The sequence below is a fragment of the Streptococcus sp. SP8 genome, assembly GCF_030440045.1.
Taxonomy (GTDB): Bacteria; Bacillota; Bacilli; order Lactobacillales; family Streptococcaceae; genus Streptococcus; species Streptococcus parasanguinis_I.
Map to the genome: position 1 here is coordinate 50,753 of NZ_JAQFJL010000002.1, position 20,971 is coordinate 71,723.

At 42.7% G+C, this 20,971-nt stretch carries 21 protein-coding genes; 1 reads left to right on the top strand and 20 read right to left on the bottom strand.

What is annotated here, in order from left to right; all coding sequences use genetic code 11:
* Positions 1 to 9: 9 nt before the first annotated feature.
* The 20 genes from ldcB to hemW form a co-directional block, all read right to left on the bottom strand.
* Complete coding sequence (gene ldcB / locus PCY11_RS03685) at positions 10 to 789, bottom strand: LD-carboxypeptidase LdcB/DacB (RefSeq protein ID WP_070846529.1); 780 nt, start codon at positions 787 to 789, stop codon at positions 10 to 12.
* A 10-nt stretch (positions 790 to 799) separates the two neighbouring features.
* Positions 800 to 2,587 carry a hypothetical protein gene (locus PCY11_RS03690; protein WP_200893073.1) on the bottom strand — a complete coding sequence of 596 codons (1,788 nt, stop codon included), beginning with the start codon at positions 2,585 to 2,587 and terminating at the stop codon, positions 800 to 802.
* 66 nt (positions 2,588 to 2,653) lie between these two features.
* Positions 2,654 to 3,793, bottom strand: a complete 1,140-nt coding sequence (locus tag PCY11_RS03695; RefSeq protein ID WP_301362492.1) for a DUF6574 domain-containing protein — start codon at positions 3,791 to 3,793, stop codon at positions 2,654 to 2,656.
* Positions 3,794 to 4,186: 393 nt separating this feature from the next.
* Complete coding sequence (locus PCY11_RS03700) at positions 4,187 to 4,471, bottom strand: rhodanese-like domain-containing protein (RefSeq protein ID WP_070449063.1); 285 nt, start codon at positions 4,469 to 4,471, stop codon at positions 4,187 to 4,189.
* Between the two features lie 20 nt (positions 4,472 to 4,491).
* Positions 4,492 to 4,983, bottom strand: coding sequence for a prolyl-tRNA synthetase associated domain-containing protein (locus PCY11_RS03705; protein WP_301362493.1), 492 nt, complete (start codon positions 4,981 to 4,983; stop codon positions 4,492 to 4,494).
* Positions 4,984 to 4,995: 12 nt separating this feature from the next.
* On the bottom strand, positions 4,996 to 5,580 hold the full coding sequence (locus tag PCY11_RS03710; protein WP_045759544.1) for a uracil-DNA glycosylase family protein: 585 nt from the start codon (positions 5,578 to 5,580) through the stop codon (positions 4,996 to 4,998).
* A gap of 52 nt (positions 5,581 to 5,632) precedes the next feature.
* Positions 5,633 to 7,039, bottom strand: a complete 1,407-nt coding sequence (gene pepV, locus PCY11_RS03715; RefSeq protein ID WP_301362494.1) for a dipeptidase PepV — start codon at positions 7,037 to 7,039, stop codon at positions 5,633 to 5,635.
* A 34-nt stretch (positions 7,040 to 7,073) separates the two neighbouring features.
* Positions 7,074 to 7,679, bottom strand: coding sequence for a nitroreductase family protein (locus PCY11_RS03720; protein ID WP_003001591.1), 606 nt, complete (start codon positions 7,677 to 7,679; stop codon positions 7,074 to 7,076).
* 125 nt (positions 7,680 to 7,804) lie between these two features.
* Positions 7,805 to 9,448 (bottom strand): hypothetical protein, encoded by a 1,644-nt coding sequence (locus PCY11_RS03725; RefSeq protein ID WP_301362495.1) that lies wholly within the window; start codon positions 9,446 to 9,448, stop codon positions 7,805 to 7,807.
* A gap of 7 nt (positions 9,449 to 9,455) precedes the next feature.
* Entirely contained in the window at positions 9,456 to 10,307 is an 852-nt protein-coding gene (locus PCY11_RS03730) for a metallophosphoesterase (protein ID WP_301362496.1), read from the bottom strand.
* A gap of 124 nt (positions 10,308 to 10,431) precedes the next feature.
* On the bottom strand, positions 10,432 to 10,839 hold the full coding sequence (locus PCY11_RS03735) for a hypothetical protein (protein ID WP_049507145.1): 408 nt from the start codon (positions 10,837 to 10,839) through the stop codon (positions 10,432 to 10,434).
* A 5-nt stretch (positions 10,840 to 10,844) separates the two neighbouring features.
* Entirely contained in the window at positions 10,845 to 11,477 is a 633-nt protein-coding gene (locus PCY11_RS03740; RefSeq protein ID WP_254742601.1) for a hypothetical protein, read from the bottom strand.
* Between the two features lie 274 nt (positions 11,478 to 11,751).
* A complete protein-coding gene (locus PCY11_RS03745) occupies positions 11,752 to 12,117 on the bottom strand; it encodes a hypothetical protein (protein ID WP_301362497.1) in 366 nt (121 codons plus the stop codon).
* Between the two features lie 22 nt (positions 12,118 to 12,139).
* The gene (gene uvrC, locus PCY11_RS03750) at positions 12,140 to 13,972 is read right to left on the bottom strand and encodes an excinuclease ABC subunit UvrC (protein WP_301362498.1); all 1,833 of its coding nucleotides are present in this window, start codon (positions 13,970 to 13,972) and stop codon (positions 12,140 to 12,142) included.
* Between the two features lie 200 nt (positions 13,973 to 14,172).
* On the bottom strand, positions 14,173 to 15,156 hold the full coding sequence (locus PCY11_RS03755) for a CPBP family intramembrane glutamic endopeptidase (protein ID WP_031573660.1): 984 nt from the start codon (positions 15,154 to 15,156) through the stop codon (positions 14,173 to 14,175).
* Positions 15,153 to 15,773 carry a TIGR01906 family membrane protein gene (locus tag PCY11_RS03760; protein WP_031573659.1) on the bottom strand — a complete coding sequence of 207 codons (621 nt, stop codon included), beginning with the start codon at positions 15,771 to 15,773 and terminating at the stop codon, positions 15,153 to 15,155. Before PCY11_RS03760 ends, PCY11_RS03755 begins: the two co-directional genes overlap by 4 nt.
* Positions 15,766 to 16,536 (bottom strand): TIGR01457 family HAD-type hydrolase, encoded by a 771-nt coding sequence (locus tag PCY11_RS03765; protein WP_301362499.1) that lies wholly within the window; start codon positions 16,534 to 16,536, stop codon positions 15,766 to 15,768. The genes PCY11_RS03760 and PCY11_RS03765 overlap by 8 nt, the downstream gene beginning before the upstream one ends.
* Complete coding sequence (locus PCY11_RS03770) at positions 16,537 to 17,223, bottom strand: hypothetical protein (protein WP_021153378.1); 687 nt, start codon at positions 17,221 to 17,223, stop codon at positions 16,537 to 16,539.
* The gene (locus PCY11_RS03775; RefSeq protein WP_021153379.1) at positions 17,213 to 17,968 is read right to left on the bottom strand and encodes an acyl-ACP thioesterase domain-containing protein; all 756 of its coding nucleotides are present in this window, start codon (positions 17,966 to 17,968) and stop codon (positions 17,213 to 17,215) included. Before PCY11_RS03775 ends, PCY11_RS03770 begins: the two co-directional genes overlap by 11 nt.
* A gap of 3 nt (positions 17,969 to 17,971) precedes the next feature.
* The gene (gene hemW, locus PCY11_RS03780) at positions 17,972 to 19,102 is read right to left on the bottom strand and encodes a radical SAM family heme chaperone HemW (RefSeq protein ID WP_195529673.1); all 1,131 of its coding nucleotides are present in this window, start codon (positions 19,100 to 19,102) and stop codon (positions 17,972 to 17,974) included.
* Positions 19,103 to 19,420: 318 nt separating this feature from the next.
* Between hemW and PCY11_RS03785 the strand changes: the two genes are divergently transcribed.
* A complete protein-coding gene (locus PCY11_RS03785) occupies positions 19,421 to 20,944 on the top strand; it encodes an ATP-binding cassette domain-containing protein (RefSeq protein ID WP_301362500.1) in 1,524 nt (507 codons plus the stop codon).
* Positions 20,945 to 20,971: the final 27 nt, after the last annotated feature.

The following is a 20,971-nucleotide window of genomic DNA, read 5'->3' on the forward strand; positions in this document are numbered from 1 at the left end:
AACCTTTTCTTATTTATCAACGTAATCGCCACCGGTGAAGCCATAGTATTCTTCCAGACTCAAACCTGAGTCAGCGATATCTTGTGCTTCTTTTCCGATATAGCGGAGATGCCAGCTTTCAGGCATGTAGCCTGTCACTTTTTCTTTACCTTCTTGGTAACGAACCACAAATCCATATTTAGCTGCGTTCTTGAGCAACCACTTACTTGGTCCAGGTTCGGTTACCAAATTACCACTGGTATCGATCAAATCAAAGGTCAAACCAGTTTGGTGTTCACTATAACCTGGTCTTGCAGAATAACGATCGGCGGCTTCCTGACCATCTTGATTGACATAGTTTTGGTAGAGACCAACTTGGGTGTCGTAGCTACGAAAACCACTATATTGGTCACTGATCGGATAACCTTCTGCCTGCATGGCTGCGATCAATTCATGAAGGGCTGAAACAGCTTCAGGATCTTCACCTGGGTTAAAGTCAGGCGACAAGGGATAATGTTTGTTGGCGATCATGACCTCACCATATTTCCCTTTGACACTATAGTAGGAACCATTATAGCTGACACCAGAATCCACTTTCACATCTGACTTACCAGCTTTTGACGACTCTTCTTTGCCAGTTTCTTTTGACGTATCCTTTGCAGAAGACGTTCCTTTGGAAGACTTAGTTTGCGTTTGTTTAGTTTCTTCTTTTGCAGAAGATTTAGAACTAGTGGATTGAGATTGGGAGCAAGCTGTCAAGGTTAACAAGGCAACTGTCACTAAAGTTAATTTGGAAAATCTTGCTTTCATGGGGAATCTCCTATGATTCTTTTGTTACGACAATATCCGTAATCACATAACTTGCACCTACTTTTTTCAAGGTGTAGGTCTTGTACTTGCGGTTTTGTGAATCTGGATGGCTATCTGTATAATGCACGGTAAAGTCTTCATAAGTCTTGATCGTCACCACACCATTTTCTTCCGTGACACTTTGAATGTCCAAAGCTCCTGGAGTATAGTAGTCAATTTTAGCCTTTCGAACACCATCACCAGTTGTGAACTCAACCATGTCCTTGTAAGCTTGACTTTGTGTGTCATAGTATTTAGAGTAGGTGTTATTTCGGTTTGAAACGGAGCTAAAGACAGCGTCGCGGTACTCTTTCAAGAATTCTTCCGCCAAGGTCCGATTTTGTTCTTCTTTGGCAGCTTGCGCTTTCTTAGCATCTTGTGCACTCTTGATGCGTTTTAGGGTATCTTTGGCTAGTTTAAGTTCGATCGGATCGTTCTCACCCTCTTCAATCGTCACCTTAGCCTTCTCAGTTGTATAGGTTTCCCCATTCATGTTGAAGACAGCATGTACTTCAATTTCTTGATAAGGGATGCTATCTACTTCAAAGGTCGTGCTGGTTCCGACTTCTTTGCCGTTAACCACAACCTTCACATCCGTTGGGTTTTCAACTTCATCTGGGAACTCAACTTCTAAATTGCGTTTTTCAGAATTCAACTGCAATTCTAAGTTATTCTTGGTTGCTTTTTTAGGATTGAGATGGATCTTAGAAGTAACATTTCCGACCTCTGTTTTAGCAGTCAATTCCATTTCTTTTGTATTGTAATGGAAAGAACCAAGGTCTGTCACTGCATCTTTCTTCAAGGTCACCGTTTTATTGGCAGCCACTTTGAGTTTGGCTTGGTCCAAATTGGTCTTGACCTTGACTTGTACTGGATAGCTGGCTACACGGTATTCTTGGAAGATCCCAAATTTCTTGTCCGCTTTTTCCAAACCAAAAATTTTGTTTCCAGATTTATCCGTATAGCTGCCCTCTCCACCATTATCAATGATCTTGTTCAACTCTGTGCCGATATCGACCCCTTGATCTTCCATGCTGGTAATAAAGCTTTCGGCTTCATCCTTCGTCCATTTATCGTTATCGGTTGAAAGCAGGTCTGCTGCCTCGCGATAATCCTTGGTGTCCACTGCCTTAATGAATTTATCTGCAGTCACTTCGACACGTGTTGTAGACTGGAAGTAAAAGAAGGCTGCCACCAAAGCGATCACAAGGACTGCAATAGCAGAAATAATTCCAATTTTCTTCTTGGAAATTTTCTTTCCACCCTTCGTTTTAGGGGCCTTTTGTTTTTTCTGAGCTGGACCTGCTTCTGTGACATTTGGACCAGCAAAGATCTGCGTTTGCTCAGCAGCAAGTGGAGCCGTATACTCTTGAGTTGGCTGTTGAGGTACATATTCCTGTGTTACTTCTGTTGCATCTAGGGTCGCAAATTCTGCTTCAGGTACAGGTCCTACAAAAAACTCAAAGTTTTGACTTTTAGCCGCGGTAAATTCTTCTGCACTTGGCTTGCGCCCATAGGTTTCTTCAAAATGTTGCAACCAAGCCTGACGAGCTGCTAGAAGTGGATCAACATTCTTCACTTCTTCAACTGGTTCAAACACTGGTTCCTCAACAGTAGCGACTTCCTCTGCCGGGGCATTCCCTGCGATAGACTGAATTTGTTTCAAATCAAATCCACAAGCTTTCCCAGCCATAAACTCTTCTGGTGACGGTTTGCGACCAATCACTTTTTCAAATAATTCAACCCATTTCTTTTGCATGGATCTCTTCTCCCTCATTATAAAATAGGGAAAGTGGGTTCCCCCACCTTCCGTTTTGTGATATTGTTAGAATCCAAAGTTAGAGAAATTTGGAGCACTTGGAATAAATCCTACGGCTACTTGTTCTAAAATACGAGCATTCACATAAATGACAAAGATGGCAATGAGAAGCAAGACAACAGATGATGCTACTAGAAGCAAGAATTTATCTGCTTTAAAGCTTGTCTTGTTCAATCCTTGATGAACGACGTAGCATGTTCCAACAAAGAACAAGAAGAAAATAAGGAAGTTTACAAAGCCATAAAATTCATAAACTTTTACAAGACCTACTAGGAAAGTAAGAAGGGCAAGTGGCAAAGTGTAAACAGACAAACGTCCAAACTCTTCAAATGAACGACCGTAACTGTATTCCTTATCTTGAAGAACCACACGACGAACAAAGAATCCAGCTACTTGGAAGGCGTAAACGCTAAAGAATAGGGAAATCAATGTCAACATAAAGGCACGGAAATCCATTCCATAACCGCCTGTAAATCCACTAGCTGTGAAGAAAGTTGATAGGGTCAAGACAAAGGCAGTTAAGACATACTGTAAAATTCCGTTAAGAGCTTTTGGATTTTCTACAGCTGTTGGACGTTTCAAAGCTGAAAGGAACCAATTCCAGTAACCCCCAACGGCTACACCAAATTGACTTGGTTGGGCAGGATAAGGTTGTCCTGGTTGACCTTGGTAAGGAGCTTGTTGATAAGCTGCTTGAGTAGGTTGTTGGTAGGTTTGTTGTGGAGCTTGTTGGAAAGCAGGTCCATTCGCTGGAGCAGCTTGAGGGGCAGGCTCTTGAACTGGAGCTGCGACTGGTTCTTCAACAGGGGCAGTTGGCGCTGCGACAAAGTCTGGAGCTTGAGGAGCTGCTACTGGTTCTTCAACAGGGGCAGTTGGTGCTGCGACAAACTCTGGGGCTTGTGGCGCTGCGACTGGTTCTTCAACAGGGGCAGTTGGCGCTGCAACAAACTCTGGGGCTTGTGGAGCTGCTACTGGTTCTTCAACAGGGGCAGTTGGTGCTGCGACAAATTCTGGAGCTTGTGGGGTTTCTGGAACCACTACTTCTTCTTGAAATTCTCCTGCAGCCAGTGCTTGAGCAATTTCTTCTGCACTAGCAGAACGACCATTTACGGCTTCGAAATAATCCAGCCAATCTTGTTTTGACATAATGAATCTCCTTAACTATTGTTTATACTAGGGTATTATACAAAATTTCTGAACCATTTTCAATGAAAGACTGGAAAATCCCTGCAAGATCTTTTGAAAAACATACAAATTCTACTCATTTTTAGAAATTAGTAAAGAAAAAGAGGCTGGGCAAAAACTGTCCAGCCTTTGATGTTTGATAGGAATAAGTGCAAGACGCAGTGGTTGATTGGCATCTTTGTTCGCCTTTTAAGCTCCAAAGATGACCTAATGAGGGAAACAAAGTTTCCTTTATCCACAACCTTCAACAGTCTCCCAGACTGTTGAAGCTATGCGGAGGTGGGAAGATTGAAAAGGTTTGGGGAACCTTTTCAACTTTTTTTATTTTAAGGAGTTCTTTCCCACTCCCGTTTCTTAGGATTCAAATGCATCCATGCCACCTTGGACGTTGGTCACATCATAGCCTTGCTCTTCCAAAAATTGGCAAGCACGTGCTGAGCGTCGACCAGACTTGCAGATGACATAATAGGGATGATCCTTCTCTAATTCCTGGTAGCGATCTGCTAACTCAGATAAGGGAAGAAGACGAACCCCATCTAAGTGAAGGGCATCATATTCCTCCTGCTCGCGTACATCAAGAACGTGTAAGTCTCCTTTTTGATAAGCTTGGTAAAAGCTTGAAAATGGAATTTCTTTCATGATTTCTCCTGTAAGATATGTTATGGAAGGGTTAGGATTTCATAGTTAAAGCCAACAGCCTCTAAAAATCGTAACAAGTCTTGGGTTTTAATAAAGATCGTCTTTTCATTGGTATTGGGATGGAAAGTCATGATCTCCTCTGACACAATGTCTTTATCGAAATAGACTCGAATATCTTTTTCTCCATTGTTCAATAAACCAAATGGAGAAACCGTACCTGCCGGTAATTGCATTTTTTCAGCTAAAGAATCTGCTGAAGCCATGCGGATCCGGTTGGCTTCCACTTGCTCTTTGAAATCCTCCATATCCAATGGTTTCTGGTCGTCCATGATGAGCAGATAGAATTGGGTTTTCTTCTTATTGGTCAAAAACATGGACTTGGTCCGAACACCTTCTAAGCCTTCAATGTAAGAATCGGCCTGCTCAGTTGTGAATGCAGGTGGGTGTTCCACCACATCAAATGAAATGCCTAACTCGTCTAATTTCTCTTTAACTTGTTGATAAGGATCCATCGTCGCTCTCCTTTATTTTTGAATGATCTCTTGTACTAAGGTTTGCAATTCTGGAACCACCTCTGCCTCAAACCAAGGATTTTTAGCCATCCAGATTTGATTGCGAGGGGAAGGGTGAACGAGTGGAAAATAGGTTGGCAAATAATCTTTAAAATGGTGAACCCGTTCGGTTACCTTGCCACTAACCTTTTCATGAAGGTAGTATGCTTGGGCATATTGTCCAATTAAGAGGGTTAACTCAATATCCGGACACTCCTTGAGAAGTTGAGGGTGCCACTTTTCCGCAAAGCCTTTGCGAGGTGGAAGGTCACCAGATTTCCCATGCCCTGGGAAATAAAAGTCCATGGGGATGACCGCAAACAAACCAGAATTATAAAAGGTGTCTTCGTCAACTCCTAACCATTCGCGCAGGCGGTCACCACTCTTATCCTTCCAGTAAATACCAGCTTCTTCCGTCTTCATCCCTGGAGCTTGTCCGATAATATTGATACGAGCTGTCTTTGGGGCTGCAAAGAGTGGCTCTATCCCTTTCTCTGTATATTCTTTATTTTGAGGATCTGCCATAATGGCTTGTTTAATGCTTTCAATCGTTGACATAAGTCCTCCTTCTATGGAAAAACTCAGCCAGAAAAACTGGCCGAGTAGTGGATTATTTGATTAGTTCATAGATGGCTTCTGCGTAAATAGCTGCTGCACGATAGAGATCTTCGACATCTGCGAACTCATTAGCTTGGTGCATAGTATTGACATAGTCTGGGAACATAGCACCAAAGGCAACCCCACGTTTCAAGAGGCGACCAAAGGTACCACCACCGATCACTTGTTCATGTCCTTTGAGGCCAGTTTGTTTTTCGTAAACACGCAAGAGGGTGGATACCAATTCATCATCCATCGGAACATAGTGAGGTGTGTGACCGTGGGCTGACAAGCTTACTGTAGCCACTCCTTCGATCTTTTCAAGGGTGGATTTGATAGTTTCAGGATCTGTACCTTGAGGGTAACGGATATTGAGGGCAATGGTGTTGTCTGCTTGGCTTTCATCAAAATGGAAGACACCTGCATTCATGCTCAATGGTCCCATTTTGGCATCCGTATGGGCAATACCTAATTTTTCACCAGCAAAATCTTCGTGAAGAAGTGAAGCTGTCACATGAAGATAAGCCTTAGCAGCACCACCAAAATCAAATTGGTTCAACAAGAGAGCTAAGTAGGTTGCACCATTAATTCCATCTTCAGGAGTTGATCCATGAGCAGATTTCCCGACAATCGTAACGGTATAGGTTTCTTCATCAACAGTTGAGATTTCATACTTGAGTTGGTGTTCCTTGGCAAAGGCATCTAAGAGGCCAGCAAGATCTGGAAGTTGTCCAGAAACGACTGCAGTCGCTGACTCTGGTACCATGTTTTCACGAAGGCCGCCTGTAAAGCTATGAAGATGGGCACTTCCTGTGTTGTCATTTCCAAAATGAATGTACTCAGTGATGTTTCCTTTTTCCCCATTGATGATTGGGAATTCCGCATCTGGTGAGAAGCCAAAATCTGGCTCAGGAAGTCCGACATGTTTGAAATAGTAATCCATATCGCCCCAGCCTGATTCTTCATCCGTACCGACAACAAAGCGCACGCGCTTAGAAACAGGGAGTCCTAGGTCTTTGATGATCTTCAAACCATAGTAGCAGGCCATTGTAGGCCCTTTATCATCAGACGAACCACGCGCATAGAGCTTGCCATCGATAATTTCTGGTTTGTATGGATCCGTCTTCCAGCCACTACCTGCAGGCACGACGTCCATATGGGCAAAGATTCCAAGCTCTTCTTCTCCTTCACCAAAGGTAAAGTGACCGGCATAATTGTCGACATTCTTAGTTTCATAGCCATCACGTTTGGCAATTTCCAAGAATTTTTCAAGAGCTTTTACAGGACCAGGTCCAAAAGGATGCTCTGCATCTGCCTTGCTGTCATCGCGTTCAGAATTGATTTCCAAGAGGCTGTATAGGTCAGCCATCATCTCATCGCGACGTTTTTCTACTTCTGCTTTAAAGTCAACTGTTGTCATGAATTCCTCCTCGATCTTCTATTTGCTAATTGGCTTAGCGTTTGTCAATGATTTCGTCCACTGGTAAGCGATAGCTTGGCTCTACTTTTTCAGCCGCATAGCCAACCGTAATCAAGACTTCCGGACGGAAACGCTCTTCGATGTCCAATACTTCATTGATTTTTGATTTATCAAATCCCAAGATAATATTGGTTCCAATGCCTTGGTCCGTCAAAGCAAGTACCAAGTTCATGGCCACAAGCCCGGCATTCAAAGCCAAGTAATCACTTGTTTGTTGGGCATCATAGCGCGCAAATTCAGCAGGAAGATTTTGCATAAAGTATTGCAACTGCTCGTCTGTGAAGTTTTTAACCCCACCGACACGTGCAATCTTGCGAGCCCGTTTTTGCAAATCAGTATCTGTAAAGAGGGCGATGGTCACAGGTGCTTCCATGACTTGATCATAGTTTGCACCATAGGCTAATTTTGCCAATTCAGCATTTTTTTGACGAACGACCACAAATTTCCAAGGCTGGCTATTGTGGGCACTAGGGGCCAAGGTTGCGATTTCAATGGCAGTCCGTACATCCTTTGGATCGACCGGTTGGTCAGTGAAATGCTTGATCGCATGGCGTTTTTTATTGAGCTCTAGAAATTTCATAAGCTTCTTCCTTTTCTATTTCTGTTACCTCTATTTTAACACAAAATGAAAGAGCTTGCAGAGTTTTTTCATTGAGCACCCTGTTTCCTTTTCAACTAAGCTACTCACCCTTCTATGGACTCAAATTATTCTGACGCGGGACTTTCTTTTTCAAAGAACTGGCCACTAGAGTCTTGGATTTTGTTGATGATGTCGTCGTAGTGAGAATTTCTTTCTTCCTCATAGAGATTGTTGATTTCTTGATAGTTCAACGGATTTTCAACCTTTGGTTCTGGCTTGCGACTGAGGAAATCAAGAGTCCCCAGAAGAACTAAGATCAGGATCACTAAAGAGGTCCAGCCAGTTTCCTTCTTAGGTAGGCGAACTCCCTTGGTCGAAAGAGATTTCCAACTAGGGTTTAGAGGCAAGAGCTCATAGACTCTCTTTTGAGTCGGGAAGAGGGTCAACAATGCATACAAGGTCAGAAAGAGAAATGAGAAACTATGGACAGAAATCCAACTATATTTAATTTTCATCTTAAAGGCCTTATAACCAGCTCCCTCCATATACACTTCTAGGGCGAAGACGACGATCATCAAAAGACAGAAGATCAAGAATTGGACTTTCCATAGTTTTCTTAATCCTAAATACTCTTTTTTGAGCGCCTCTTCTTTGTCCTTAGCTTGGTCTACTTCTATCAGAGCTTGGGTGCTTGGTTTTACTTTACTATTGCTTTCAGTTGACCCTACTTTCGCTTCAACTGGTTCTACCTGTCTTGCAAAATAGGCTTCCGCTTCCCTGATTACTTTGCTAACATTTTCCTCTGTCAGCAGATAAGGAAAGCCATTAATCATCCAATTGTCTTTCTTTTCTGGTTTATCTGGCTTCATAACATGAAGATCAAAGTGTCGTCCGACCAAGCTAATTGAAAAGATCGCATCATAATATTCAGATCTAACTGAAAAATCAACACCATAAAAACTATTAGACTTAACCAGTTTGTTCGCTTCCATAAAAGAAACATCCTTTGTAAACGTCGATCGGATTATCTCTTGTACTTGAGAAATATTCTCTTCAACTGTAGCAGGATCAAGAGGGAGCCTTAAACAAGAAAGCGTGACGGTAGAAGAATTCTTTTTTAGCATCCCTTCTAGACTATCTTTAAACCAATCCAAGAAAGAAGTCATATTGGATACGGTTAAATCAATAGGCTGTTGAAGTGGAAAGGCTTGGCTTTCTATGCTAGAAGCCATTGGGTCTATCTCTAAGAAGACAAACTGCTGCCCCGCTATTTCAAAGCTAAAAAAAGATGGATAATGAGGCAAAAGACAAGTAATAAGGAACCTACATGATTCATTCTTTTCGAAGGGCCTTTTCCAGTAGTCTATTTTTGCTATTCCTTCGAAGGTAGATTCTATCATTCTTTCAAGGACTTTCACCTTTAGATAGATGTTTTGAGGCGTTACAGGTTCATTGAAAATTAATTCCGGTTGATCTAGGTAAGCTTTGATTCGTCGTAAACCTTCGTCAAGGTGATCGCAGTCATACTCATATCCAAGCGCATACCTTTCTTCACCCCAGTATAGTTTTAAATCTATACCATCAATTAAAATATCTATTTTATTCTTGTAATCTTTAAGTTCAATCTCAAAATTAAATGTCGGACAATAAGCATTGAACACAATATTCTGTATGTCTATAATTTCAAAATTCTCACCAAAAACATGTTGAAGGGCTTCTCGGATATCCTTCTCCAAATGCTCTCTATGTTTATCGAAATTTAATCCCATTTCTTTGTCATTTTCCCTTATGAGTTTTTATAGACTCAAGGAAGGCATTAGCCTCCTTAAGATAGTCGTGTTGTTCAATCAAGGAAGTTAGAAGCTCGATGTTATGGCCCCGATAGTTATCCTTGCGTCTCAATTCTTCGTACATCTCAATAAAAGGAAGACCCTTGTCCTTAGCATCTTGGAGCTCTGCTTCATAGTCATAGGCCACCTTACGAAATTGCAGGTTGGTCACCCCATCTTCTTCGACATCGATCAGAGCATATTGAGCTCTGTGGTTTTGAATTGGTTCCCAGTCGAAATATGGCATGCCAATAGTCCCTGGATTAAGAATCTGCTGGCCCTGGCTGCCGTAGCGAAGCAACTGCTTGTGGACATGACCGTAGATCGCCATATCCGTCTGATCATCCAGCAGTTGGTCAAAGTTCTCCGTCGCATTTGCTGGACGCAAGTCTCCACCGTAATTCTTTTCTGGCAAGTTGTGGCTTAGTGAAAAGCGAATACCGTTGACCTCCTTCTTCTCTACCAAGGGAAGGGATCGAAGCCAATCGATTAGCTTAGGATCTAGTCCTTCCATGAGGTACTGAGTGAGGCGAAGAAGTTGGATCTCCTGCGGATCCTCAAGCCCGTACTCGCCATCCAAGGCCTCTAGGACACAATCGTCCCAATTTCCACGAACAGCTGCTGTGATCGGAATCGCATCCAGCAACTCAAAAAGTTCCTCTCTTCCAGGCCCCGGTAGCAAAATATCCCCTAAAAGCCAGTATTCCGTTGCGCCTAGAGAACGAGCATCCACAATCACTGCCTCCAGGGCTGTCGTATCTCCGTGGATATCAGATAAAATAGCGATTCGATGGTTCATAACTACTCCTTTTTGGATTGAAAAATCTGTGTGCCTTAAGTATAACAAAAACAAAAAAAAAGTGAAAACCATCCATTTGAATTGGATGGTTTAGACTATATTTTTATTAGGCTTCTAGAATGAACTAGATATTCCCTGCGTCATCCTCTTCTTCATCAACAACCTCGACATTCAAGCGACCATCATCCAGGTATTCTTCTTGAGTGATTTCACCATTTAGATATCTAATTTTCTTTGAAACTTGTATATGAATCTCTCTCAAATCAGCAAAATAATTCTCAAAATTCAGCAATGAAGTGTAAATATCAAACATCCCGTTTAAGTATAATTGATTGTTGGTATCTTTCAATGTATCTATGTCTAATTTTTCCATTAAATGAATCCCTCTGGCAAGGTTCTCAATATCTTCCTGGAAATCTTCGTTAATGTCGTCATTAACATCTGATATCTTTTCTGAATCAACTAATTGTTCACTGTAATAAGAATTTAGTTTAGAATAAACGGCTGTTAATTGTTGTAATAATTCTTTCATAACAATTAAATACTCCTTCCTACTCCTGCATCTGATTTAATTATATTTTTAGATCCATCCAAATTAATTACTTTTCTAAATCTACCTCTCTTATCAAATACTTCAATATGGTCTTTATGCAAACCATCTAAGTATAACTGATCACCTTTTTTAAGGCCAGGAATTCTCTTATCTACCACTTCATATATGGTTTGTCCATCATACTGTCTCTTGGTCTTTCTCACCGAACTTTTTAACTGTTCACCAAAATCCGTCTCAAAAAATTCTTGCATATTATTAACTGGTGTAGGAATCGATCTTCCCCCACCTCTACCTTCGAATGCTGCAATCTTCTGTTTGTGATCGACTGAGATTTGTTGGATGCGATCGGCGAAATCATCTATCTTCGTTGAGACGTTAGACTTTGGTAGATTAACATTTCCATCCCCTGCAAGAGCAAAGGCAGGTTGACGTTGATTTCCAATGGAATCCATCATGTTTTGAACATTTTGTCGACCTGTTTCCATCGCATCATTGAAGTTCCGAACTTTATTGGAAAGCGCTTCTGCACCTGCCGCAACAGTTTTATTCTTCACATTTGAAACACGGTTCTTGAAGTGTTCAAAAGCTTCTCCAGCTTGAACCTTGACATCGCCCACCTTGGTCTTGACATCTGTCCAAGTTGATTTGACGCGATCTTTAATGCTAGCCTTAAAGCTAGTCGCTTCCCCACTGTGGATATTGACATTGGCTGCTTGACTAGCTCTATAGGATTTGTATTTATTTCCGAGGTGGCCAGTAGCTGACTGGTAATAAAGTGTTAGAAGTTTAAATCCAGTATAACAAAAACTTACAAAAATAAAAAATGCGATAACACTCTAGTTATCACATTTTTGCGTAGAAGTAGCCTGATAGTCAATTGAAATTTTTAAATTATTGATCTTTAGCAATCTTTAAAAATGCTTGCTTAAAATCCTCATACATTTCAAAAGCAATTTTCATAACATCCCGAAAATCAATATAATCAGAAATAACTGGATCTAGAATAATATACTCTCTAGAAATTAGCCATTTAGCATAAGATGCAAAGGGACTACCCATGATGGCTTTATCTCCTTCATATATGAGCCAAATCAATTCCAATCTACCATGTTCAAAAGCAAAATGAAAACCAAAACGAAAATTCTCAACTTGCTGCAAGTTAATATGGAAAAATCGTTCTCGCTTATCATACTGAACATCATAGCCCAATGATTCTACGATTTCCATTAAAAAATCACCGTCAAAATAATCAAGCACTTGACCCTCTGGTGTCCTATCTTTACTGCAAGTCTTTTGCGGACTCCGCCACTTCCACCAAGGGACTTGCTTCTTCTTGCTGTCCTTGATGGAGCTTGGCTTGCACTGCCTCCGCGACTGCTCGTGGAATGCCGACTGTGACGATCTCATCTACAGTAGCTTCTTTGATCTTGGTCAGTGACTTGAAGTGCTTCATCAGCAATTGCTTGCGTTTTGGTCCTAAGCCTTCGATGCCGTCCAGCTGAGAAGAGAAGGAATTCTTAGAACGAAGCTGGCGGTGGAAGGTGATGGCAAAACGGTGGACTTCATCCTGGATCCGTTGCAGGAGGAAAAATTCCTGCGAGGTCCGAGAGAGTTCAATGACTTGGAGAGGATCGCCAAAGAGCAATTCATGGGTTTGGTGCTTGTCATTCTTCTGAAGTCCTGCAATAGGAATGTCCAGCCCCAACTCTTCCTGGATGACTTGCTTAGCGACATTGACCTGGCCCTGACCCCCATCGATGACGATCAGATCTGGTGGCGTCAGGCCATCCCGCATGACCCGGTTATAGCGTCTGCGAATGACCTCCCGCATGCTGGCATAGTCGTCTGGCCCGACGACGGTCTTGATCTTGTACTTGCGGTAGTCCTTTTTGCTTGGCTTCCCGTTGACAAAGACCACCATGGCTGAGACCGGACTGGTCCCCATGATGTTGGAGTTGTCAAAAGATTCAATACGCACAGGAGTTGGGATTTGCAGGAGTTTTCCAAGATTTTCAATGGCACCTTGGGTCTTTTCCATGGATTTTTCAAGGAGATTGAACTTCTGCTCCAGACTGACACGCGCATTCTTGATGGCCAGATTGACCAACTGCTTCTTCTCCCCACGCTGGGGCTTGAGAACCTTAGTATCCACTATGGCCTTGACTGCTTCCTCGTCGATATCCTGAGGAATCAGGATTTCATTGGGGATCAGGTGGGATTTCTCCTGGTAAAACTGCCCCACATAGGTCAAGAAATCCTCGTCCGGATCATTGTAGTAAGGGAAAAGATTGACGTCGCGCTCGATCAGCTTGCCCTGACGGACAAAGAAGACCTGCACACACATCCAACCCTTGTCCACGTAGTAGCCAAAGACATCCCGGTTCTGCAAATCCTTGGCCATGACCCGCTGTTTGGTCCGCAGGGTCCCAATAGCCTGGATCAGATCCCGGTACTCTGCCGCCCGCTCGAATTCCATGTTTTGCGCAGCGGTATTCATCTTGAGCTTGAGCTCATCGATAATCTTGTCATCCTGCCCCTTGAGGAAATCAGAGACCTCTTGGGCCATACCCTTGAAATAGGCCTCGTCCTTGTGGCAGACTGTGTGAGCCATACATTGCCCTAAATGGTAGTAAAAGCAAACCTTAGAAGGCGGATTGGTACACTTGCGGAATGGGAAAATTCGATCCAATAGCCGCTTGATCTCATTAGCCGCTCCCACATCTGGATAGGGACCGAAATAGAGACCACCATCCTTTTTGACCTGGCGCGTGATGATGAGACGCGGATAGCGCTCATTGGTAATCTTGATGAAGGGATAGGACTTGTCGTCCTTGAGCATGATATTGTACTTGGGCTTGTTCTCCTTGATGAGGTTGATCTCAAGAAGCAAGGCCTCAATATTGGACTCGGTGACGATAAATTCAAAATCCACAATCTCAGATACCAGGGCTTCTGTCTTGGTATCGTGGCTCCCTCTGAAATAGGACCGCACCCGGTTGCGAAGATTCTTGGCCTTCCCCACATAGATGATGGTTCCGTTCTTATCTTTGTGAATGTAACAGCCCGGACTCGTCGGCAAGAGCTCGAGCTTGGATTTAATCAAGTTATTCATACTCTCTATTATAGCAAAAAAGGGAGGGGTTAGCCTCTCTCTAGTTTGTTTGTATTATTGTTATCCACCTTCATCAAGTAAAAAATAATTATTAAATAGTATATCAGACCCTCATCCTCACTCCTTCATCTTCACTTGCCCTTTTTCATAGCAAAAAGAGGGATCTTAAAGGATCCCCCTTTACTAGCAATCGATAAACTTTATCCTTTGAGATTAGCCATCTGGAAGATCGGAATCACATAAGGAACAATAGACATCAGGATAGTAAATAACACGAAGAACCAGAACCAGAAGGACGCGAGGGCACGCTGGAAAACTCCCGGTTGAGGTTTATTGACTTGAATATAAGCCTTGATAGCTGGCCATTTAGTCGCAAGAACCACTATCATGACAATGGAACCAATGGCTAAAACACCGATTTGGAGCCAATTCGCTAGTCCCTCGTCCACATGATAGGCCACATAATGCAAGCCTTGGGAAATCACAAAATTATTGAAAATGTGATAGAAAATAGCCCACCAGATATTGTATTCAAAGGCAATGTAGCCGAATCCTAGGCCAATAATACTTGCGAAAAAGAGCTGGTCAAAGTTGGCATGGAAGAGACCAAACAAGATAGCCGTCATGACAATGGCGAAGATCTTGCCATACCGTTCCAGGCCACGCAAGCCTGCCCCACGGAAGAAGAATTCCTCTGTGATAGGACCAAAAAAGCCAGCATACAAGAGCATGGTCCATGATCGCTCAATCGTATCACCTAGATCGGGTGTTGGAGAATGAAGGCCAATGGTCTCAAACATGCGCTCAATCACTTGTGTCATCACAGATGAAAAGACTTGAGAAAAGCCAAGAAAGGCGAGAAGGATAAAGAAGACTGAAAGAGTCATCTTACGTCCCTTGTGCTTAAGATCATATTTATAGAGGGCCTTCTTACGATAGGCATTAAAGAGAAAGAGTCCAATGGAAATAGAGATAAGGTAGGGAATACCAGCCCAAACATTCAGGGCATTGAGTTTCTCCGTTACTTGACTCGGATCTTTTCTGAGAGAGCCTGCTATGGTCAATCCAAGGAGGACTTCCCACAGGACTGTTACTAAGGTCATTACCAAGAGATAAATAGCAAGTGTCCCGGAATACCTTCCTATATCTTTTTTAGGGTCTAATAATCGGTTGTATTGGTTCATTTCTTCCTCCTAGAAAATAGATAAAAACTCGCACACATTCCTTCGTATAAGACAAAGAAAATCAAAAAGGCATGCATAAAGTAGTCTTCTGGTAATGCAAGAATAATCGAATCCACGCGCGGATCAAAGAGCCAAGTATTGTCCCCAGCAAATAAGACCTGATGAAAGAGCGTAAAGAATTGATCAAAGCCAATCATAACAGCCACCACTGCAAGCACTACTGGTAAAACCATCATCCAAAAGAAGAGACTACGGTACAAGGCCAAGTAGCCTTTTTTGACAACTGTCCGCATAAACTGGATAAAACCAGGGAGTGTCACCACGAAAACGACTGTCACTAAGTGAAATAGGTACTTGACGGCCTCAAAATGGTGCAGTCCATTTTTTGAAGAGGGGAATTGAGGCATCTTCAACACCCATTGAAACGGATTGGTCAAATAGTTCATCAAAACATTAAAATTCTTCATGATGACAGATGCCGAAAAACCAGTCCGACTTTGAATCCCCAACCAATGAATCTCCATGGGATAGAGGGCCCAAGCGAGAGCAATGGTGAGAAGGATTGCAGCTGACAAGATAAAGAAAAATAGGTTAATTGATTTCAAACTTTTAAGCATCAAAATCCCACTCCGCTAGACTGGCAACAACATGTGTCGGTGCAATTGGTAAGGTTGGCACTTCTTCTGGTTTGGTAAAACCTGTCGTTACCAAAAGGGTTGGAATCCCATTGTCAATACCCGCACGAATATCTGTTAAATAATTGTCCCCAACCATAACCACTTCTTCTCTTGCAAGCCCCAGGTGTTCAATGGCCTTATCCATAATGATGGCCTTTGGTTTGCCAATGATCACAGGCTCGACCCGTGTCGCTGCTTCAACAAGGGCAATCAGAGATCCTGCACCCGGCAACAAGCCACGCTCAGTTGGGATATTGAGGTCAGGGTTGGTCCCGATAAAGTGAGCTCCCTTTTGAATCGCCAAGGTCGCAATAGCAAACTTCTCATAATCCACTTGCCAATCCAGTCCAATCACCACATAATCAGGTGCTTCTTCATCGATGATATAGCCAGCTTCTTCAATAGCATCTTTGAGCCCTGCTTCTCCGATCACATAGACTTTTTTGCCCAAGTTTTGGTCATTCATGTAGTCAATGGTCGCAAGGGTAGCTGTATAGATGGTCGACACAGGGGTTTCAATATTGAAGTGATTCGCCAGCATATCCCGAACAGTCTCTGGTGTGCGGGTTGTATTGTTGGTCACAAAGAGATAGGGAATCTCACGCGCCTGCAGTTCATGAACAAAAGCTTCTCCTGCAGGAATTCGTGATTTTCCTTTGTAAATAGTGCCATCCAAATCAATCAAATAGCCCTTATAGTGCATTTATTCTTCCCTTTCTGTGTCAGCTTCTTCATGAAACTTCTCTGCATCGACTCGTCCACCAGAACCATATAAGAGCAATGCACCAGCATAGAGGACAAATTGTAACACCAAACCTGTAAAATTAATCCCTTGACTTCCCGATTGGGTGAACAAGAAGGATGCTACCATGAGGATCACAATGGTCAATAACAAGCCTATCACGGTTGCCTGATCCACACTGATTTGATAAACCGTGCGTTTAGTGCTCCGATTTTTCCCGTCAGACTTAGTTTCTGGTTGCAAATTCTCCACAAAATCCGTCACCAAGGTCGCAGCGAGGCTGACTGTCGTGCTAAAGAGCACGCCTTGAGACAAGCGGTGATAGAAATTGGACCAGAAGGATCCTGATTGGCTAGTAATCCCAATCGAGAAGATCATGACCGGTAAAAGAAAGGCCAAGGTGAAATGGATCCAGACCCGATACCAGCGTATATCTTCTCTTAAAAAGCGATTAAAACTCTCTAAATTCAAGCGATAGCGGAAAAATTTATAAATTTCCTCTACCAGGATGATGCCCAAAGCACAAAGAGTCAAGAGCCAATCTCCCAACATGTACAAAGGGTTCTTTTGACGCTTGGCATAGGCCACAACCCGTTTTTGATAGCTTTCAAGTTCCTGTTTTTTATTTTTTAATCTTCTACTTTCCATAATTCCAACCCTTTTCTTCTACTTCTTCCCACTCAATTTCAGCTTGGGCATTGATCTGACTATCTGAAGTAATTTGGTGCTGAGTTTTCAAGCCCTCTTGTTCATATTGAGAGGTGATGAGACCTCCTGCTAGCACTTCTTTGACATATTTTAGATGAACTTTTTTAGGGATATGATGGGTCAAGAAGTCTGCTCCCATCACCTCAAAAACCCAGTCCAAGTACTTGCTATTGTTGACATGTCCGTTCATATCCAAGTCGTAAAACCGAACCCGGTATTCTTGTTCGACGCCGCCTTCTAATTCTTTGAAACGGGGACCACGGAGCATGGTTTTTGAAAATTCAGAGTCAAAGGCATCCGTGATTTCACTCATAACAGGATGAACCTTGCGTGTATCACGATCCATCAAGACAAAGGTCGCGACCATCTCAATGATAGTATTTCCTGCTTCATCCTTGATATTAAAGGCCCGGTAGCAGAAAAGTCGATTGTGACTCTTGGCATAGGTTTCGATAGTGATTTTCTCATCAAAAACAGGGAGACGCTCGATCTTCATATTGTAATCCGTGATAATCCAGACTAGATTGTAGTTCTCTAAAATGTACATATCACTCATACCCAGCTCAATCGATTGCATGCCCGATACCTGTAAAGACAGTAAGATCAATTGGGGAATCTTAATATAACCATTGACATCGCTCATATCAAACGGAATTTTCATGCTGTATTCAAATGTTTTTGCCATCTTCTACTCCAAAATAAACTTCTCTGCTACAGTGTCTCCTAAAAAGAGACCTTTCTTGGTCATTCGTACAATGTCCTTGTCAGGTACCAAAAGGCCCTGCTGGGTCAATTCCTCAACCACTGGTCCATATTGTTGGTCAAAATTCACACCAAATTTCTCTTCGAAACGCTTCTTAGAAACACCAGTTTTCTTACGGAGTCCCAGAAACATCTCTTCTTCCATCATTTCAGTCTGAGTCAGATGTTCTTCTTGGACACGCGCATTTCCCTTATCAACAGCCTGCATATAGTGACGAATAGGTCCATGATTCTTGTAGCGAACACCGTTGACATAGCCGGATGCTCCAGCTCCCAGACCATAATACTCGGCATTATCCCAATACATGAGATTATGTCGACTTTCAAAACCAGGCTTGGAGAAATTGGAAATTTCGTAATGCTCAAAGCCTGCACGCTCCAACTCCTGAATGATGTATTCAAACATCTCCGCTTCCAGCTCCTCTTTAGGTAGAGGAAGCTTGCCCCGTCTCATGCGATTCATAAAGACTGTGTGATTCTCCAGAATCAAGCTATAAAGACTCATATGGGGAATATCGAGGCCAAGAGCCTTAGCGACATTTTCCTTGACCTGCTCCATGGTTTGCGTCGGAAGGGCATAGATGAGGTCAATCGAAATATTGTCAAAACCAGCCAGTTTCAGACGGTCGATATTGTCATAAATGTCCTGCTCTTGGTGGCTTCGACCAATCTTCTTGAGCAAACGATTATCAAAGGTCTGCACTCCCAATGAAACCCGATTAACCGGCGAATCCTTTAAGACCGCAATCTTATCCGGATCCAAATCACCAGGATTGGCCTCGATCGTCAGCTCTTCCATCTGAGACAGATCAAGCGACTTGGTCAGCTCCTTGAGAAGATAGGCTAGCTGATCCGCAGTTAGAGCTGTCGGTGTCCCACCCCCAATATAGAGAGTCCGTAGGTTTGTGATTTCTTCCCGACGAAATTCTTGGATCAAATGCTCCAAATAGGCATCGACTGGTTGGTTCTTAATAAAGACCTTCGAAAAATCACAATAAAAACAAATCTGGGTACAAAATGGGATGTGGACATAAGCGGACGTTGGTTTTGTATGCATACCTTTAATTATACCATAAAATCCCCCCGAGTCCGAAAATAAAAGGGAATAAGAAGTCAGGAATTCCTTGACAAGAAGGAATAAAAGGAATAGAATAAATTTAATCATATTCGGAGGTAAGGAGATATGAACAACTAAGTTTCGTTAAATAAAATACTTTATTTAGTGGACTGCTTGTTCTATCTCTTTTTGTGTACCCTCTTGCCTATTTTCCAACTTTTTTTGGCTAAATAAGGTCTTTTTCTGCCTGGGTTCCACTTGAATACAGCTCTACTAAATAGGTAGAGCTGTTTTTTTGCCCCAGTAGAAAGGAATCTTATGCTAAAACTATCCCACCTTACTATCCGCCATACAAAAGATTTACGCGATCTGGTTCGTGATCTGTCCCTGACCATTCATGAAGGAGAAAAAGTTGCTATTATTGGCGAAGAAGGGAATGGAAAATCTTCCTTACTTCAAGTCCTTATGTCCCCAAAATCTCTACCAGATTATCTGACCATAGAAGGAGAAATCACCACTAATTTTCACTCCTATGCCTATATTCCCCAGTCTTTGCCGGAAGCATTGAAGGGAAAAACATTGGAAGAATATTTTTTTGGAGAAGACGAGCTAGACTATGCCATCCTCTACAGACTGGCTGATCAATTGCAATTTGATAGCGACCGCTTTTCAAGCGACCAAATTATTGGAAGTCTATCTGGAGGAGAAGCCCTCAAAGTCCAACTGCTTCACGAACTTTGCCGTCCTCATGAATTACTATTTTTAGATGAACCTTCAAACGATCTGGATTTGGAGACCTTGGACTGGCTCCAGCAGATGATCCAAACCAGTCCCCAAACCATCCTATTTATTTCCCATCATGAGGATTTTTTGACTCAGACGGCGGATACGATCATCCACCTAAGACAGATCAAACACCGCAAGGAGGCTGAAACCATTGTAGAGCACATAGGCTATCAGGACTACAGTAGCCAAAGGGAGCAACAATTCAAGCAGCAGTCCCAGCAAGCTGCCAACGATCAACGAACCTACAAGAAAACAATGGAGAAGCATCGCCGCGTCCGCCAGCAAGTTGAAACATCCTTACGAAACACTAAGGATAGCACTGCCGGACGTCTCCTGGCAAAGAAAATGAAGTCCCTCCTCTCACAAGAAAAGCGCTACGAGCGAGAATTCCAATCCATGACTTCTCAACCCTATGATGAGGAAGTCATCAATCTGCATTTTCCTCCCCTTACTCCCTTGTCTCCTCAAAAACGAGTCCTTCTATTAGATCAGGAAGAACTCGCAATTGGTGACCGAGTCCTGGTCAAGAACCTCTCCCTTACTCTTCTAGGACAGGATAAAATAGGGATTATCGGTTCCAACGGTGTGGGGAAATCCACTTTCCTAAAAATGATATGGAAAAGTCTACAGAAGAATGAGAGCATCCGCACTGCCTATATGCCTCAAGATTACACTGAAGGCCTCCCTCTGACTCAGACACCCGTTCAATTCTTACAGCATTCAGGCGATCGCGAAGAAATCAACACCATTCAATTGTATTTAGCCTCCCTCAACTTTACCTATTCTGAAATGCACCATCCGATATCAGAACTTTCTGGTGGTCAGCAAGGAAAACTCTTTCTCCTACAACTAGTCCTCACAAGTCCCCAGTTTCTACTCTTGGACGAGCCTACCCGCAATTTTTCCCCTACTTCCCAACCAGAAATTCGACGCCTTTTCGCAGACTACGCAGGCGGACTAGTCACGGTCTCTCACGACCGGACCTTCCTCAAAGAAGTCTGCAAAAAAATCTATCGTCTGACCGAAAATGGTTTGGTAGAAATAGAGTCGCTCTAACGTAAAAAAGATTGGCCAAAAAACCAA

What these genes read in the sequence shown, in the direction of transcription:
- ldcB (WP_070846529.1), bottom strand. Translation starts at nt 789, where the DNA reads ATGAAAGCAAGATTTTCCAAATTAACTTTAGTGACAGTTGCCTTGTTA.
- PCY11_RS03690 (WP_200893073.1), bottom strand. Translation starts at nt 2,587, where the DNA reads ATGCAAAAGAAATGGGTTGAATTATTTGAAAAAGTGATTGGTCGCAAA.
- PCY11_RS03695 (WP_301362492.1), bottom strand. Translation starts at nt 3,793, where the DNA reads ATGTCAAAACAAGATTGGCTGGATTATTTCGAAGCCGTAAATGGTCGT.
- PCY11_RS03700 (WP_070449063.1), bottom strand. Translation starts at nt 4,471, where the DNA reads ATGAAAGAAATTCCATTTTCAAGCTTTTACCAAGCTTATCAAAAAGGA.
- PCY11_RS03705 (WP_301362493.1), bottom strand. Translation starts at nt 4,983, where the DNA reads ATGGATCCTTATCAACAAGTTAAAGAGAAATTAGACGAGTTAGGCATT.
- PCY11_RS03710 (WP_045759544.1), bottom strand. Translation starts at nt 5,580, where the DNA reads ATGTCAACGATTGAAAGCATTAAACAAGCCATTATGGCAGATCCTCAA.
- pepV (WP_301362494.1), bottom strand. Translation starts at nt 7,039, where the DNA reads ATGACAACAGTTGACTTTAAAGCAGAAGTAGAAAAACGTCGCGATGAG.
- PCY11_RS03720 (WP_003001591.1), bottom strand. Translation starts at nt 7,679, where the DNA reads ATGAAATTTCTAGAGCTCAATAAAAAACGCCATGCGATCAAGCATTTC.
- PCY11_RS03725 (WP_301362495.1), bottom strand. Translation starts at nt 9,448, where the DNA reads ATGGGATTAAATTTCGATAAACATAGAGAGCATTTGGAGAAGGATATC.
- PCY11_RS03730 (WP_301362496.1), bottom strand. Translation starts at nt 10,307, where the DNA reads ATGAACCATCGAATCGCTATTTTATCTGATATCCACGGAGATACGACA.
- PCY11_RS03735 (WP_049507145.1), bottom strand. Translation starts at nt 10,839, where the DNA reads ATGAAAGAATTATTACAACAATTAACAGCCGTTTATTCTAAACTAAAT.
- uvrC (WP_301362498.1), bottom strand. Translation starts at nt 13,972, where the DNA reads ATGAATAACTTGATTAAATCCAAGCTCGAGCTCTTGCCGACGAGTCCG.
- PCY11_RS03755 (WP_031573660.1), bottom strand. Translation starts at nt 15,156, where the DNA reads ATGAACCAATACAACCGATTATTAGACCCTAAAAAAGATATAGGAAGG.
- PCY11_RS03760 (WP_031573659.1), bottom strand. Translation starts at nt 15,773, where the DNA reads ATGCTTAAAAGTTTGAAATCAATTAACCTATTTTTCTTTATCTTGTCA.
- PCY11_RS03765 (WP_301362499.1), bottom strand. Translation starts at nt 16,536, where the DNA reads ATGCACTATAAGGGCTATTTGATTGATTTGGATGGCACTATTTACAAA.
- PCY11_RS03770 (WP_021153378.1), bottom strand. Translation starts at nt 17,223, where the DNA reads ATGGAAAGTAGAAGATTAAAAAATAAAAAACAGGAACTTGAAAGCTAT.
- PCY11_RS03775 (WP_021153379.1), bottom strand. Translation starts at nt 17,968, where the DNA reads ATGGCAAAAACATTTGAATACAGCATGAAAATTCCGTTTGATATGAGC.
- hemW (WP_195529673.1), bottom strand. Translation starts at nt 19,102, where the DNA reads ATGCATACAAAACCAACGTCCGCTTATGTCCACATCCCATTTTGTACC.
- PCY11_RS03785 (WP_301362500.1), top strand. Translation starts at nt 19,421, where the DNA reads ATGCTAAAACTATCCCACCTTACTATCCGCCATACAAAAGATTTACGC.